16 protein-coding genes are annotated in these 14,693 nt (G+C 60.4%); 2 read left to right on the top strand and 14 right to left on the bottom strand.

From position 1 onward, the window contains the following. Nucleotides 1–69: 69 nt before the first annotated feature. From pcaC to pcaR, 11 genes are all read right to left on the bottom strand, one after another. On the bottom strand, nucleotides 70–462 hold the full coding sequence (pcaC, locus tag V6Z53_RS08940; protein ID WP_338585146.1) for a 4-carboxymuconolactone decarboxylase: 393 nt from the start codon (nucleotides 460–462) through the stop codon (nucleotides 70–72). A gap of 13 nt (nucleotides 463–475) precedes the next feature. Beyond that, nucleotides 476–1,279 carry a 3-oxoadipate enol-lactonase gene (gene pcaD, locus V6Z53_RS08935; RefSeq protein ID WP_338585145.1) on the bottom strand — a complete coding sequence of 268 codons (804 nt, stop codon included), beginning with the start codon at nucleotides 1,277–1,279 and terminating at the stop codon, nucleotides 476–478. Nucleotides 1,280–1,290: 11 nt separating this feature from the next. Next, on the bottom strand, nucleotides 1,291–2,655 hold the full coding sequence (locus V6Z53_RS08930) for a 3-carboxy-cis,cis-muconate cycloisomerase (RefSeq protein WP_338585144.1): 1,365 nt from the start codon (nucleotides 2,653–2,655) through the stop codon (nucleotides 1,291–1,293). 43 nt (nucleotides 2,656–2,698) lie between these two features. After that, a complete protein-coding gene (locus tag V6Z53_RS08925) occupies nucleotides 2,699–4,003 on the bottom strand; it encodes an MFS family transporter (protein ID WP_338585143.1) in 1,305 nt (434 codons plus the stop codon). A gap of 192 nt (nucleotides 4,004–4,195) precedes the next feature. Then, complete coding sequence (pcaG, locus tag V6Z53_RS08920) at nucleotides 4,196–4,762, bottom strand: protocatechuate 3,4-dioxygenase subunit alpha (RefSeq protein ID WP_338585142.1); 567 nt, start codon at nucleotides 4,760–4,762, stop codon at nucleotides 4,196–4,198. Nucleotide 4,763: 1 nt separating this feature from the next. Beyond that, nucleotides 4,764–5,468, bottom strand: a complete 705-nt coding sequence (gene pcaH, locus V6Z53_RS08915) for a protocatechuate 3,4-dioxygenase subunit beta (RefSeq protein WP_338585141.1) — start codon at nucleotides 5,466–5,468, stop codon at nucleotides 4,764–4,766. Nucleotides 5,469–5,505: 37 nt separating this feature from the next. Then, nucleotides 5,506–6,711 (bottom strand): 3-oxoadipyl-CoA thiolase, encoded by a 1,206-nt coding sequence (gene pcaF / locus V6Z53_RS08910; RefSeq protein ID WP_338585140.1) that lies wholly within the window; start codon nucleotides 6,709–6,711, stop codon nucleotides 5,506–5,508. Further along, the gene (locus tag V6Z53_RS08905; protein WP_338585139.1) at nucleotides 6,708–7,487 is read right to left on the bottom strand and encodes a CoA-transferase subunit beta; all 780 of its coding nucleotides are present in this window, start codon (nucleotides 7,485–7,487) and stop codon (nucleotides 6,708–6,710) included. Before V6Z53_RS08905 ends, pcaF begins: the two co-directional genes overlap by 4 nt. Then, nucleotides 7,487–8,344, bottom strand: a complete 858-nt coding sequence (locus V6Z53_RS08900; RefSeq protein ID WP_338585138.1) for a CoA transferase subunit A — start codon at nucleotides 8,342–8,344, stop codon at nucleotides 7,487–7,489. The genes V6Z53_RS08905 and V6Z53_RS08900 overlap by 1 nt, the downstream gene beginning before the upstream one ends. Nucleotides 8,345–8,505: 161 nt before the next feature. Further along, complete coding sequence (locus tag V6Z53_RS08895) at nucleotides 8,506–9,852, bottom strand: MFS transporter (RefSeq protein WP_338585137.1); 1,347 nt, start codon at nucleotides 9,850–9,852, stop codon at nucleotides 8,506–8,508. 124 nt (nucleotides 9,853–9,976) lie between these two features. Beyond that, nucleotides 9,977–10,819, bottom strand: coding sequence for a pca regulon transcriptional regulator PcaR (pcaR, locus tag V6Z53_RS08890; RefSeq protein ID WP_338585136.1), 843 nt, complete (start codon nucleotides 10,817–10,819; stop codon nucleotides 9,977–9,979). A gap of 677 nt (nucleotides 10,820–11,496) precedes the next feature. Between pcaR and V6Z53_RS08885 the strand changes: the two genes are divergently transcribed. Continuing rightward, a complete protein-coding gene (locus tag V6Z53_RS08885) occupies nucleotides 11,497–11,697 on the top strand; it encodes a hypothetical protein (RefSeq protein ID WP_338585135.1) in 201 nt (66 codons plus the stop codon). A 379-nt stretch (nucleotides 11,698–12,076) separates the two neighbouring features. Continuing rightward, on the top strand, nucleotides 12,077–13,552 hold the full coding sequence (locus V6Z53_RS08880) for an inorganic phosphate transporter (protein WP_338585134.1): 1,476 nt from the start codon (nucleotides 12,077–12,079) through the stop codon (nucleotides 13,550–13,552). 170 nt (nucleotides 13,553–13,722) lie between these two features. On the opposite strand, the gene ccoM is transcribed toward V6Z53_RS08880, so the two are convergent. The 3 genes from ccoM to V6Z53_RS08865 form a co-directional block, all read right to left on the bottom strand. Beyond that, entirely contained in the window at nucleotides 13,723–13,839 is a 117-nt protein-coding gene (gene ccoM, locus V6Z53_RS08875; RefSeq protein WP_056856105.1) for a cytochrome c oxidase subunit CcoM, read from the bottom strand. Nucleotides 13,840–13,983: 144 nt separating this feature from the next. Next, entirely contained in the window at nucleotides 13,984–14,145 is a 162-nt protein-coding gene (locus V6Z53_RS08870; protein WP_008016476.1) for a hypothetical protein, read from the bottom strand. Nucleotides 14,146–14,242: 97 nt separating this feature from the next. After that, nucleotides 14,243–14,584, bottom strand: coding sequence for an aspartate-semialdehyde dehydrogenase (locus tag V6Z53_RS08865; RefSeq protein ID WP_338585133.1), 342 nt, complete (start codon nucleotides 14,582–14,584; stop codon nucleotides 14,243–14,245). Nucleotides 14,585–14,693: the final 109 nt, after the last annotated feature.

Raw genomic sequence — 14,693 nt, 5'->3', positions numbered from 1 at the left:
GCCTGACATACCGCTTTCGCGAGCAAGCCCGCTCCCACCTGGATCGTCGGTGAGCATGAAAGTACGAGTTTACCCCCGCGACTCAACTCCCAACTCATCCCACACCGACTCGGCCAGATGGAACGTCGCATTCGCCGCCGGAATCCCGCAATAGATCGCACTCTGCATGATCACTTCCTTGATCTCGCCACGGCTCACGCCGTTGTTGGCGGCAGCACGCAGGTGCAGTTTGAGTTCGCCCTCGCGGTTCATGCCGATCAGCATGGCGATGGTGATCAGGCTGCGGGTGTGGCGCGGCAGGCCGGGACGTGTCCAGATGTCGCCCCAGGCGTGGCGGGTGATCATCTCCTGAAACTCCGAGTTGAACTCGGTCAGGGTGGTCAGGCTGCGGTCGACGTGGGCGTCGCCGAGCACTGCGCGGCGGACTTCCATTCCCTCGTCGTAACGTTGTTTCTCGTCCACGAAATAATCCTCACTAAGCCGACAGAAACGCCAGAACCCGCTCGCTGAACGCGCTACCGGCCTGGACGTTGGACAAATGCGCGGCATGGAACTCGGCGTACTCGGCGCCCGGCACATGCTCCTGAATGAAGTGCCCGCCGGACGGCGGCGTGACCGCATCCTGAGCGCCGGCGATCACCAGCAACGGCGCCTTGATCGACGACAACTGATCACGGAAATCGGCATCGCGCACTGCTGCGCAGTTGGCTGCATAACCTTCCGGCGAAGTGGCCGCGAGCATGTCGGTAATCTGCTTGGCCGCCGCCGGGTTGGCCTCGGAGAAGTCCGGGGTGAACCAGCGTGCAATCGACGCGTCACGCAGGGCAACCATCGCCGCCTGACCATCGCGCAGCACCATTTCAATGCGCGGGTTCCAAATCGACGGATCGCCGATTTTCGCTGCCGTGTTGCACACGATCAGCTTGTTCAAGCGCTCGCCGGCGTTAATGCCCAGCCACTGACCAATCAACCCGCCCATGGACAGCCCGCAGAAATGCGCACGCTCGATGTGCAAGGCATCCAGCAGCGCCAGCACGTCGTGGCCCAGTTGCTCGATGCTGTACGGCCCCGGAGTGACCAGTGATTTGCCGTGACCGCGAGTGTCGAAACGCAGCACGCGAAAATGCTCGGTGAACGCCGGGATTTGCGCGTCCCACATGTGCAGGTCGGTGCCCAGCGAGTTGGACAGCACCAGCACCGGCGCATCGACCGGTCCACCGAGTTGCGGCCCTTGAATTTGGTAGTGCAGTTCGCCATCGGCGAGTTGAACGAAAGCCACAGCAATCTCCTTCAGGCAGTCAATGCAGAATGTTCGGCCACCGCTCGCTCGACCCAGGTTTTGGCCTGGCCGAGGTAATGAGCGGGGTCCAGCAGTTGATCGAGTTCGGCGGCCGACAGTTCGGCAGTCACTTGCGGTTCGTCACCGAGCACCGCGCGCAGATGACGCTGTTCGGCCACGGCGCGTTTGCAGCATTGCTCCAGCAAATGGTGCGCGGTATCGCGACCAACCCGTTGCGCGAGGACGATGCTCACCGCTTCGGCGAGCACCAGGCCTTGGGTCAGGTCGAGGTTGCGCGCCATACGTTCAGCGTCCACTTCCAGACCTTGGGCGACCAACAGCGCTTGTTGCAGGCTGCCGGACACCAGGCAGCAAATCTCCGGCAGCGTTTCCCATTCGGCATGCCACAACCCGAGGCTGCGTTCGTGTTCTTGTGGCATGGCGCTGAACAGCGTCGAGAGCAAACCGGGTACGCGAGTCGCCGCGCCGATCAGCACCGCCGCGCCTACCGGGTTGCGTTTGTGCGGCATGGTCGAGGAACCGCCCTTGCCCGGCGCCGAAGGTTCGAACACTTCGCCCGCTTCCGTTTGCATCAACAGGCTGATGTCGCGGCCGAGCTTGCCGAGGCTGCCGGCGATCAGGCCAAGCACCGCGCCAAATTCCACCACGCGATCGCGTTGGGTGTGCCATGGCTGTTCAGGCAGATTCAGTTGCAGCTCTTCGGCCAGCGCCTGGGCAATCGGCATGGCCTGATCACCGAGCGCGGCGAGCGTCCCGGAAGCGCCGCCGAATTGCAGCACCAGCAGGCGTGGTTTGAGTTCGACCAAACGCTGGCGACTACGAGTCACTGCGCCCAACCAACCGGCGATTTTCATGCCGAGGGTGACCGGTGTCGCGTGTTGCAACCAGGTACGCCCGGCCAGCGGCGTGGCCGCATAACGCTGGGCCTGAGTCGCGAGAACTTGTCCCAATTGCGCCAGATCGCTTTCGATCAGTTCCAGCGCCTTGCGCAGTTGCAGCACCAGGCCGCTGTCCATCACGTCCTGACTGGTCGCGCCCAGATGCACGTAGCGCTCGGCTTCGGAGTCCTTCGCGGCGATCTGTTTGCCCAATGCCTTGACCAACGGAATCGCCGAATTGCCCGCCGTGGCAATCGCCTCGCCGAGGGCTGCAAAGTCGTAATGCCCGGCCTGACAAGCGGCCATGATCGGCGCCACCGCCGTCTGCGGAATCAAACCGACCCGCGCTTCGGCCCGGGCCAGTGCCGCTTCAAAATCGAGCATGGCCTGGACGCGGCCCTGATCGCAGAACACGTCACGCATATCGCGGGCAGTGAAATAGGCATCGAACAATTGATTGCCCGGTCGCTGGTTCATAAACAGTCCCTGGAGGCGCGGGCCGGTGAGGCCCGCGTAAAGATCAAAGATCGTGGTGCAGATACTTCGCCTGTCGCGGCAGACGCAGGCTGAACAGGAACGCGATCGCCATCATCACCGTCACGTACCAGTAGAAGGAGTTTTCCATGCCTACGTTCTTCAGGCTCAGGGCCACAAATTCCGCCGATCCGCCGAAGATCGCATTCGCCACCGCATACGCCAGGCCAACACCCAGTGCGCGCACTTCCGGTGGGAACATCTCGGCTTTCACCAGGCCGCTGATCGAGGTGTAGAAACTGACGATTGCCAGCGCCAGAGTGATCAGTACAAAAGCCAGGAACGGACTGCTGACGCTTTTCAGGCTCAGCAAAATCGGCACGGTGCACAAAGTGCCGAGGGCACCGAACCAGAGCATCGAGTTACGTCGACCGATCTTGTCGGCGAGCATGCCAAACAGCGGCTGCATGCACATGTAAAGGAACAGCGCACCGGTCATGATGTAGCTGGCGGTCTTGGCGTGCATGCCGGCGGTGTTCACCAGATACTTCTGCATGTACGTGGTGAAAGTGTAGAAAATCAGCGAGCCACCGGCGGTGTAACCCAGCACGGTAATGAACGCAGCTTTATGGTCGCGGAACAGCGCCTTGATGCTGCCGGCGTCCTTGTTCTCGCGCATTTCCTTGCTGCTGGTTTCTTTCAGCGAACGACGCAGGAACAACGAAATCAACGCCGCCACCGCACCGACCACGAACGGAATCCGCCAGCCGTAGGCACGCAACTCATCCTCATTGAGGAACTGTTGCAGGATCACCACCAGCGACACCGCCAGCAGCTGTCCGCCAATCAGGGTCACGTACTGGAACGAGGCGAAGAACCCGCGCTGGCCCTTGAGCGCGACTTCGCTCATGTAGGTCGCCGTGGTGCCGTATTCGCCGCCCACCGACAAACCTTGCAGCAATCGGGCGAACAGCAACAGGATCGGCGCCCAGACGCCGATGCTGGCGTATGTCGGCAGACAGGCGATCAGCAGCGAACCGAAGCACATCATCAGAATCGAGATCAGCATCGAATTCTTGCGCCCGTGCTTGTCCGCGACACGGCCGAAGATCCAGCCGCCAATCGGCCGCATCAGGAACCCGGCGGCAAACACGCCCGCGGTGTTGACCAACTGCACCGTCGGGTTGTCGGACGGGAAAAACGCCGGGGCGAAATAGATCGCACAGAAGGCGTAGACGTAGAAGTCGAACCATTCGACGAGGTTGCCGGACGAAGCGCCGACAATGGCGAAGATCCGCTTGCTGCGTTCTTCGCCGGTGTAGAGAGGTTCTGTAGCGGTGGTCGTTGTCATTGTTTTTTACTCAATAGGGACAGTGAGAGTCTAGACATACTTTGCAACAGTCCCGTTCCGCAGATGGATCAGCAATGCAAATCCCCTGTGGGAGCGGGCTTGCTCGCGAAGACGTAGTGTCAGTCGTTAACAGTGTTGCCTGACATACCGCATTCGCGAGCAAGCCCGCTCCCACATGGGGACGATGTTCACTCAGTAATCGAAGAACACCGTTTCCGCATCGGTGCCCTGCAGAATCACATTCCACTGGTACACACCCGCCGCATCCGGCTTGGCCAGCAACGTCCCGCGACGCTCGGCCGGTACGCATTCGAGCAGCGGATCGTCGACGTTGGCCGGCTCGCCATCGAAGTAAATCCGCGTCAGCAGGTGCTTCACCAGGCCACGGGCAAACACCAGCACGACAAGGTGCGGCGCTTGGGTCGAGCCCTTCAGGCCTTCGACCGTACCCGGTTTGATCGTGGTGAACCGGAAACGCCCTTCAGCGTCCACCGGCACCCGGCCAAAGCCTTCGAAATTCGGATCCAGGGGTTTATCCTGGTCGTCTTCCGGATGGTCGTACTTGCCGGCGGCGTTGGCCTGCCAGACTTCGAGCATCGCGTCGTTGACGACATCGCCGTTGCCATCGACCACTTGCCCGGTGATCGCCACGCGCTCGCCCAGGGTTTGTTCGACGGTCAGGTTTTCGCGGTTCAGCCAGGTCAGGCCGATGTGATAGTACGGCCCGACGGTGTGGGACGTGGTCGCAGTCAGCGTCATCTTATTTCTCCATCGGCGTGGCGTCGCGGCCGCGCAAAACGATGTCCCAGCGATAACCGAGGGCATAGGAAGGGATGGTTTTTTCCAGATCGAACGTGGCGATCAAACGCTCTTTGGCGCGGGTATCGGGCACGCAGTTGTAGATCGGGTCGTACGCCAGCAGCGGGTCGCCCGGGAAATACATCTGCGTGACCAGCCGCGTGAGGATGCTAGGCCCGAACAGCGAGAAATGGATGTGCGCCGGGCGCCAGGCGTTGTGGTGATTACCCCACGGATAGGCGCCAGGCTTGATGGTCTGGAACTGGTACCAGCCATCGGCGTCGGTCACGGTGCGGCCGGTGCCGGTGAAATTCGGGTCCAACGGCGCGTCGTGCAGGTCACGGGCATGGGCGTAGCGACCAGCGGCGTTGGCCTGCCAGATCTCCACCAGAATCCCCGGCACCGGCAGACCGTTTTCGTCCAGCACACGGCCGTGGATGATGATGCGTTCACCCTGAGGCTCCGCGTCATGCTGGGCAGTCAGGTCATTGTCTTTCTCATTGACGCGCTCGGCGCCGATGGTCGGACCGGTGATTTCCGACAGCGAGTGCGGCAAGTACACCAAAGGCTTGGACGGCGAGCGCAGGTTGGTGGATTGATAAGTCGGGTGCAGGTACTCCGGCTGAGTGCCTTCCTGCGGGCGACGGTAACCAGGCTTGTCAGTCATGAAACATTCCTCAGTTCTTATAAGTCTTCTGAGCGCGTCAGACGCGCTCGATCGCCAAAGCCAGACCTTGGCCGACGCCGACGCACATGGTCGCCAGACCCTTCTTGCCACCGGTTTTTTCCAGTTGATGCAACGCGGTCAACACCAGACGCGCACCGCTCATGCCCAACGGATGGCCCAAGGCAATGGCGCCGCCGTTCGGGTTGACCTGGGCTGCGTCGTCGGCAATCCCCAGTTCACGCAGCACCGCCAGGCCTTGGCTGGCGAAGGCTTCGTTGAGTTCGATCACGTCGAAATCGCTGACCGCCACACCGAGGCGCTCGATCAGTTTGCGCACCGCTGGCACCGGGCCGATGCCCATCACGCGCGGCGCAACACCGGCGCTGGCCATGCCCAGCACTTTGGCGCGGGCGGTAAGACCGTGTTTCTTCACGGCTTCGGCTGAAGCCAGGATCAACGCGGCGGCACCGTCGTTCACGCCTGAGGCGTTGCCGGCAGTGACAGTTTTGTCGGGACCGTTGACCGGTTTCAGTTTGGTCAGCGCTTCCAGCGTGGTGTCGGCGCGAGGATGCTCGTCCTGGCTGACCACGGTTTCACCCTTCTTGTGGGTGATGCGCACTTCGACGATTTCTTCGGCGAAAAAGCCTGCGGCTTGCGCGGCGGCGGTGCGTTGCTGACTGCGCAGTGCGAACGCGTCCTGATCGGCGCGGGATACCTTGTAGTCGTCAGCCACGTTGTCGGCGGTTTGCGGCATCGCGTCCACGCCGTACTGGGCTTTCATCAACGGGTTGATGAAGCGCCAGCCGATGGTGGTGTCTTCCAGTTTCATGTTGCGCGAGAACGCGGCGTCAGCCTTGCCCATCACAAACGGCGCGCGGGACATCGACTCGACGCCGCCGGCAATCGCCAGCTCCATTTCGCCACTGGCAATGGCGCGGAACGCGGTGCCGATGGCATCCATGCCCGAAGCGCAAAGACGATTGAGGGTCACGCCGGGAATGGTTTCCGGCAGGCCGGCCAGCAGCAGCGCCATGCGCGCGACGTTGCGGTTGTCTTCGCCGGCCTGGTTGGCGCAGCCGAGGAACACCTCGTCCACGGCGTTCCAGTCCACCGACGGATTGCGCTCCATCAAGGCTTTGATCGGCACAGCGGCCAGGTCGTCGGCGCGAACGGTGGACAAGCCACCGCCAAAACGGCCGATGGGGGTACGAATCGCGTCGCAGATATAAACGTCACGCATCACGCTTCTCCGGGGGCTTGGCCGTGGGCGGCAGCGGTACGGGCTTCAAGATCGCGCAGTGCGGTGAGTTCGACCTCGGTCGGCTCGGCGGTGATTGCCACGCTGTCGGCAAAACGGATCGGCCAACCGGTGGCGGCGACCACTTGCTCGCGGGTCACGCCGGGATGCAATGCGGTGACCACGAATTCGTGGGTGCCCTCTTCCGGCTCCATGGTGCACAAGTCGGTGATGATGCCGACCGGACCGGCGCCCGGCAGGCCGAGACGCTTGCGCGAGTCGCCGCCTTCACCGTGACCGACCGAGGTAATGAAGTCGAGTTTGTCGACGAAGGAACGCGACGACTGCTTGAGGATGATCAGTACGCTCTTGGCCGAACCGGCAATCTCCGGCGCGCCACCGGCACCCGGCAGGCGGACTTTCGGCGAGTGGTAATCACCGACGACGGTGGTGTTGATGTTGCCGAAACGGTCGACCTGCGCGGCACCGAGGAAACCGACGTCAATGCGCCCGCCCTGCAGCCAGTAGCGGAAAATCTCGCCGGTCGGGACCACGGTGTCAGCGGTTTCCGCCAGCTCACCGTCACCGATCGACAGTGGCAGCACGCTTGGCTTGGCACCGATCGGGCCCGATTCGTAGATCAGCACGACGTCCGGCGAGGAAGTGAGGCGCGCCAGGTTGGCGGCTTTCGATGGCAGGCCGATACCGACGAAGCACACCGAACCGTTCTTCAGACGGCGAGCGGCGGCGACGGTCATCATTTCATTGGTGGTGTAAGTCATTACTTCGCCTCCGAAGCGGCGGCCAGTTTGGCCTGGAACTCGCTGAAGTCAGCGCTGCCATGGATGTACTCGTTGATCCACGCGGTGAAGGTGTCACGGTCGCGGGCAATCGGGTCCCAGGCTTGATAGAAGCGGTTGTCGCGTTCGTTGTAACCGTGGGCGTAGGAAGGATGCGCGCCGCCCGGTACATGGCAGACCGCGCTCAAGGCCCAGGTCGGCAACACGCAGGAGTTCATCGGCGCCTTGAGGTCATCAACGATTTCTTCAACGGTAACGATGCAACGCTTGGCGGCCAGCGCGGCTTCTTTCTGCACACCTAGGATGCCCCACAGCAGCACGTTGCCCTTGCGGTCGGCTTTCTGTGCGTGGATCACGGTGATGTCCGGGCGAACCGAAGGCACGGCGGCCAGCACTTCGCCAGTGAATGGGCAGGTCACGGATTTGATCAGCGGGTTGACCTTCGGCAGGTCGGAACCGGCGTAGGCACGCAGCACCGCGAACGGTAGGCCGGAAGCACCGGCGACGTAGGCATTGGCCAGGTCGGCGTGGCTGTGTTCTTCGATTTCCAGCGCGTGTGGCCACTGCTTCTCGACCGCGTCACGCAGACGATGCAGCGAACCGACGCCCGGGTTTCCGCCCCAGGAGAAAATCAGCTTGCGGGCACAACCGGCACCGATCAACTGGTCGTAGATCAGGTCAGGGGTCATTCGTACCAGGGTCAGGTCTTTCTTGCCCTGACGAATGATTTCATGACCCGCCGCCGTAGGGATCAGGTGGGTAAAGCCTTCGAGCGCAACGGTATCGCCGTCGTTTACGAATTGCTTCACCGCGTCGTGCAGCGAAAGAATTTCAGCCATTGGGGCAGGCTCCCATTTGTTATTAACCGACAGTGGAAAAAGGCGCCGATGCGCAGCGCCGCAATGACTGCAGATTAAGCCTGTGAAAAACGCCAAACAATCCGATAATCGACTGAGTGTTCGTTTATCGAACACATTGTTGTCTGGCTACCGATCGTCGATCAGGTCGCATCCGCATGGCTGACCATGCCCTTGATCACCACCGCCGTGGTCGCCAACGCCGCTGGAATCACCAATGCCGTCAGCACCTGCTCGAAGTTCCAGCCCAGGCCCAACAGCGTTGCGCCCATCCACGCGCCAAGGATCGCGCCAAAGCGGCCGATGCCGAGCATCCAAGACACACCGGTCGCGCGCCCCTGGGTCGGATAGAACCGCGCGGCCAGCGATGGCATTGCCGATTGCGCACCGTTGACGCACATCCCGGCCACCAGCACCAGAGTCGCCAGCAGCGTGATGTTGCCCAGGCTCTGTCCTACCGCGTAGGCAAACACCCCGGCCAGCAGGTAGAAAATGCCGATGACCTTGTGCGGATTGAACCGGTCCATCGCCCAACCTACGCCCACCGCGCTCAACACACCGCCAAACTGGAACAGTGCGCCGATGAATGCCGCTTGCTCCATGCTCGCGCCACTGTCGCGCATCAGGGTCGGCAGCCAACTGGTCAGCAGGTAAACGATCACCAGGCCCATGAAATAGGTCAGCCACAGCAGCAATGTGCCGACGCTGTAGGTGCCGGAAAAGATCACCGCAAACACGTTGCGCGCCTTCACGGTTTTCTGTTCCGGCACGCTGAAGCTCGAGGCTTGGGCTACGACTTTCGGGTCGATGGGCGCCAGGGTCTTGCGCACCTTGTCGGTGCCACGGTTGCGGACGACGAGATAGCGCGCCGATTCCGGCAGCCAGAACAGCAGAACGACGGCCAGGATCAACGGCAGAATCCCGCCGATCAGCAACAGGCTGTGCCAGCCGAACGCCGGGATCAACTTGGCCGAGATGAATCCGCCACCGGCCATGCCCAGGTTGAAACCGCAGAACATGCTGGTCACCAGCAGGGACTTCTTGCGTTCCGGGGTGTATTCCGACAGCAGCGTGGTGGCGTTCGGCATACCCGCGCCCAATCCCAAACCGGTCAGAAAGCGCAGCACCAGCAATTGATCGACGTTGGTGCTGTACGCCGAGGCCAGGCTGAACGCGCCGAACAGCAATACCGCGCCCACCAGCACGACTTTTCGCCCGAAGCGGTCAGCCAACGGGCCGGAGCCCAGTGCACCGAACACCATGCCGATCAGTGCCGCACTCATCACCGGGCCCAGGCTGGCGCGGTCGATGCCCCAGTCTTGAGACAGGGCTGGCGCAATGAAACCCATGGCCGCGGTATCGAGGCCATCGAGGAAGACAATCAGGAAACACAGGATCACCACCCGCCACTGATAGCGCGAAATGGGTTGAGCGTTGATGAAGGACTGCACGTCGAGGCAGTTACCTACAGCAGACTGAGGCTGGTTCATTATTTTTATCCATGGATCACAGTCGAACGGGTAGCCAGCCAACGCTGGCGCAGCCGCGACAGTAATGATCCGGAGGAAACAGCGTCAATTCGCCAGACGCGACTCTGTGCGTTTATCGAACACCTTAGGCAAACAGCTGAGCGCTGAGGTCGCGGCTGGCACTTAACAGACCGGGAAGAAAGCGTTGTTCCAGTTCGTTGCGGCTGACCCGTCCGGCATGGGTGCTGACGTTAAGGGCCGCGACCACTTGACCGGAGGCGTCGTACACCGGGACGGCAATCGACCGCAGGCCTTGCTCAAGTTCCTGATCGACGATGCACCAGCCCTGTTGCCGAACTTCCTGAAGGCATTCGAGCAGCGCCTCGGGTGTGTGGATGGTGCGGCTGGTCTTTGCCTGCAAGTCGGCGTGATCAAGGTATTCGCCGAGTGACGTGTCATCCAGCGCGGCGAGCAAAATCCGTCCCATTGATGTGCAATAGGCCGGCAAGCGCCCGCCCACCGAAAGGTCGACCGAAATCAGACGCTGGGTGGTCGCCGAGCGGGCGATGTACAGGATGTCGTCGCCTTCCAGGGTGGCCATGTTGCAGGCTTCGTGCAGTTGCTCGCTCATGCGGTCCAGGTACGGCTGGGCCGAAACTGCCAGCGGCGTCGAGGAGACGTAGGCATGGCCGAGGGTCAGCACTTTGGGCAGCAAGGAATAGGTGCGACCGTCGGTGGTGGCGTAGCCGAGTTTGATCAGCGTATGCAGGCAACGTCTGACAGCGGCGCGGGGAATTTCCGTGCGGTGGCTGATCTGGGCGATGGTCAGGTGCCGCTTGCGCTCCTGGAATGCCTGCACGACAGCCAGCCCACGCGCCAGCGACGTCATGAAGTCCGGGTCACCGGTCATGGCCTGGATTCGCTTGGCGGGCGACGCGACGATCGGCGGTGCGACTGAAGCGAAGGAATTGCGCAGTTGATCGTTCATTTAAGGTCCTTTTCCCACACGGATCAGCGGCTATTACAAGCGCCATGGACCCGGTAAACAAGACCGGGCAAGCAACATCGGGCGATTATCGAACCATCGACCGATAATCGCAATTGCCCCGCCGCCCTCCCGAACCGCCGACAGGCTGAATTGCGCAACCTTTATTATATGTTTTCACGCTGGCCGAAACGCTGGCTTAAGTTGCCCTAAGTTGTTCGACTTAATGGCGCCAGAAAGGCATCGCTGCACAGTGACCTTCGCCAATGCGCTAGTTGACTGTAAAAGTTGCGGGCAACAAAACAATCACACATCAAGATCTACTTTTAACTGTTTGGCGATAGTGTTCTGTGAATCGCTCGCTATAATGCAAATCAGTAGCCAGACGGTTTTTTACTCGCCGCTCCCGCTACCCGGTGGCGCGATGTCCCATCGCCGCTGCCTCCGGCAAGCGCCCTACGCTGAATGCATTCGCATCGCCAATGCGCTCGCCGAAACAGGAATCTGATGCTACGTCAGCTATTTGCCTCTGGTGCCGTGGCCGCCTGCAACATGGATGTATAGATCGCCCTGCCGTAAAAACGATGCCTGCATGGGCCTTGTCTTTTCGCCGAGCGTGGTCAATACATTGAACGCAGCGCGTTTCACCAGAATTTATCTCAACTCAATCAGGTAGCACTGTGACGAAAGACGAACTGCGCGCGGAACTTGAGCGCCAGGAACAACGTTACAAGGAAGTTTACGGCGGGGAAGTCACCACCTACGCCGCCCAGCCCGAACCGGAACGCAAGCCCTGGCGTAAACGCGCCACCGTTCAGGATCAGGTTTTCAAGCAAGAACTGGAAAAAATGGAAAAGGATCTCAAAACCGAAGAGCCATGACGGCTTCGGCTTGAATCCTTCCGAGGGTCTGCGTTTGCACCCGGTAAAAAGCCGGATGCATTGATGTTGCCTTTTGCGCCCGCTACGAGCGGGCAGCGGCCACCTTGCTCATCTGACAAGGTAAAAGGCTCATAACTGACCCTCCTCTCAGAAATTTCATACAAGTAGACAAGCTCCTGTTTCAAGCTTGCGAAACCCTTGTGATTACAGGGTTTTTAAAGAAATTCAATGACTTGCAATCCCTGAAAAATCGCCGTAACCGAAGCTGCGGCTGCGAAAAAATTCGTTGAAGAATGTTACCGACGAGCAGCTAGTGCATTGATTGGCACGCTTTTCTGGCATAATCCCGCCCCCCTTATGACCGGGTCAGAAAACCTTCATGATCGATTTATTCAGCGGACTGGATGCTTGGGTGCTTGTGAGCCTCCTGCTCGCCCTGACTTTTGTCCTCGCCTTCGAGTTCATCAACGGATTTCATGACACCGCTAACGCGGTAGCCACTGTTATCTACACCAAAGCGATGCCGCCTCATCTGGCGGTGTTCTTTTCCGGTGTGTTCAATTTCCTCGGCGTGTTGCTGGGCGGCGTTGGCGTGGCGTATGCCATTGTCCACTTGCTGCCGGTGGAGCTGCTGATCAATGTGAACACCGGTCACGGACTGGCGATGGTGTTCTCGTTGCTCGCCGCAGCCATCACCTGGAACCTAGGCACCTGGTACTTCGGTATCCCCGCTTCCAGCTCCCATACGCTGATCGGTTCGATCCTCGGCGTGGGCCTGGCCAACGCCCTGATCAACGATATTCCGTTGGCCGACGGCGTGAACTGGCAGAAAGCGATCGATATCGGCATGTCGCTGGTGTTCTCGCCAATGGCAGGTTTCCTGATCGCTGCGCTGATTCTGATCGGTCTGAAATGGTGGCGTCCGCTGTCGAAGATGCACAAGACGCCGGAACAGCGCCGCAAGATCGACGACAAGAAACACCCGCCGTTCTGGAACCGCCTGGTATTGGTAATCTCTGCCATGGCCGTGAGCTTCGTGCACGGCTCCAACGATGGTCAGAAAGGTATCGGCCTGATCATGCTGGTGCTGATCGGAATCGTGCCGGCGCAGTTCGTTCTCGACCTGAACAGCACCACCTATCAGATCGAGCGTACCCGCGACGCCACCCTGCACCTGAGCCAGTTCTACCAGCGCAATTCCGAAACCCTGGGCGAATTCCTGGCCTTGGGCAAGAGCGTGGAAGGTGACCTGCCAGAGAAATTCCGTTGCAACCCGCAACAGACCGAACCGACCATCACCGCACTGCTCGGCACACTCAAGGGCGTAGCCGACTACCATTCGCTGCCGTCTGAAAGCCGCATCGAAGTGCGTCGCTACCTGCTCTGCCTGGATGACACGGCGAAGAAGGTCAGCAAGCTGCCAGGCCTGGCCCCTCGTGAAAAGGCTGACCTGGACAAACTGCGCAAGGACCTGACCACCACCACCGAATACGCCCCGTTCTGGGTGATTCTGGCGGTCGCACTGGCCCTGGGCCTGGGCACCATGGTTGGCTGGAAACGCGTGGTACTGACCATCGGCGAGAAGATCGGCAAACAGGGCATGACCTATTCCCAGGGCATGTCGGCGCAGATCACTACCGCCAGCCTGATCGGCATGGCCAACATCTTCAGCCTGCCGGTGTCGACCACCCACGTCCTGTCCTCGGGCGTGGCCGGCACCATGGTCGCCAACAAAAGCGGCCTGCAAGGCGGCACCGTCAAGACCATCCTGCTGGCCTGGGTGCTGACCCTGCCGGCGACCGTAGGCCTGTCGGCCGGGTTGTTCTGGCTGGCTTCGAAGGCACTCGGCAGCTGATAAGCCGCTGAACGAAAAAAGGCGCGCTCCGCAAGGACCGCGCCTTTTTTATTACCGAATCTTCGCAACGCAACAGCTCCTACAGGTTCGCGCGTATAAATCTTCAGGCAAAAAAAAGGGCAACCGAAGTTGCCCAAAATGCCTTGCGTGCTCATTGCATCCAGAAAGACCTACGGTTTTTTCCGCTTGTGCGAATCCTTCCAGATAAAAAATCCGAATCCTGCAAAAAAAACGAACATGAGGCTGACGGTCAGCACTCCGGCGATCACCACGTTGTCGAAAAACATGACGCGTCTCCTGCTGTTGCCCTGTTGCGATAGGGCTAAGTTACCCAAACAGGCAGGAGAAAATATTGACCGGGATCAATGTCGCCCGAGACCGGGCTTAAAGGAGGGGAAAAACTGACCTGCATCAATCGATGTAGGGGGGATTCAACGTTTTTTCGGTTTGTTCTTTGGCTTTTTCTTCGCTTTACCCAGCGGCATGGCCTGCTCGAACGCCTGGCGAACTTCATTAAGGCGCTTGTCATTGAGGTCATGGACACGCTTGGCGCGTTCGGCGTTGAGGTCGATCAGTTTGTCGTCTTGGCTCATGTTCTGTGCATCGCTTGGAATGAAATTCAGCTGCCGCAGCATCCGGCAGGATTGCCCCAATAATGCGGTCTGGCGACGGCGCTGACCAGCCACGAGCTCAAATCTCGATATCGACCCACAAGCCCTGACGGGGCTGATCGTCCATCAGTGGCGCCACCGGCACCGTGTTGTCGGCATTGAGTTCGTCACCGGGAATGGCCAGGTGCGCCTCCGGGTCCTCATCGGCTTCGCGGCGACGCCTTTGCTGTTCCTGCTTGCGGCGCTGTTCCTCGCGCAGCAGTAAGGCAGTTTCTTCAGGATCGCGTTTTTGCAGATCGATGGTGCTGTCGGTGGAGCTTTCCTGCACCGGTACAACGGGCGCGATGTCCGGGCGCGGGCGGACCGGGTCGTGCTGGGAAGTGATCGGCACGGCACTCAAGGGAAGCATCGGTGGCAGCATATTTTTTAGTCTCCTGTCAGCAGGATGTCGGCTGCGGGGATAGCGACTTGAGCCATCGGTCGCAAACTGTGACCCAATTGGCACTGGTGAGTGCCTTGAACCGCGCGCT

This window comes from Pseudomonas sp. MAG733B (assembly GCF_036884845.1).
Classification (GTDB): Bacteria; Pseudomonadota; Gammaproteobacteria; order Pseudomonadales; family Pseudomonadaceae; genus Aquipseudomonas.
Note: the sequence above shows the minus strand (reverse complement) of the source record. Positions and strands in the feature narration are given on the sequence as shown.

Coding starts and splice junctions, on each gene's coding strand:
- V6Z53_RS08930 (WP_338585144.1), bottom strand. CDS start 2,655: ATGAACCAGCGACCGGGCAATCAATTGTTCGATGCCTATTTCACTGCC.
- V6Z53_RS08905 (WP_338585139.1), bottom strand. CDS start 7,487: ATGACTTACACCACCAATGAAATGATGACCGTCGCCGCCGCTCGCCGT.
- pcaR (WP_338585136.1), bottom strand. CDS start 10,819: ATGAACGATCAACTGCGCAATTCCTTCGCTTCAGTCGCACCGCCGATC.
- V6Z53_RS08870 (WP_008016476.1), bottom strand. CDS start 14,145: ATGAGCCAAGACGACAAACTGATCGACCTCAACGCCGAACGCGCCAAG.
- pcaH (WP_338585141.1), bottom strand. CDS start 5,468: ATGACTGACAAGCCTGGTTACCGTCGCCCGCAGGAAGGCACTCAGCCG.
- V6Z53_RS08900 (WP_338585138.1), bottom strand. CDS start 8,344: ATGGCTGAAATTCTTTCGCTGCACGACGCGGTGAAGCAATTCGTAAAC.
- V6Z53_RS08925 (WP_338585143.1), bottom strand. CDS start 4,003: ATGACAACGACCACCGCTACAGAACCTCTCTACACCGGCGAAGAACGC.
- pcaG (WP_338585142.1), bottom strand. CDS start 4,762: ATGACGCTGACTGCGACCACGTCCCACACCGTCGGGCCGTACTATCAC.
- V6Z53_RS08865 (WP_338585133.1), bottom strand. CDS start 14,584: ATGCTGCCACCGATGCTTCCCTTGAGTGCCGTGCCGATCACTTCCCAG.
- V6Z53_RS08895 (WP_338585137.1), bottom strand. CDS start 9,852: ATGAACCAGCCTCAGTCTGCTGTAGGTAACTGCCTCGACGTGCAGTCC.
- V6Z53_RS08880 (WP_338585134.1), top strand. CDS start 12,077: ATGATCGATTTATTCAGCGGACTGGATGCTTGGGTGCTTGTGAGCCTC.
- ccoM (WP_056856105.1), bottom strand. CDS start 13,839: ATGTTTTTCGACAACGTGGTGATCGCCGGAGTGCTGACCGTCAGCCTC.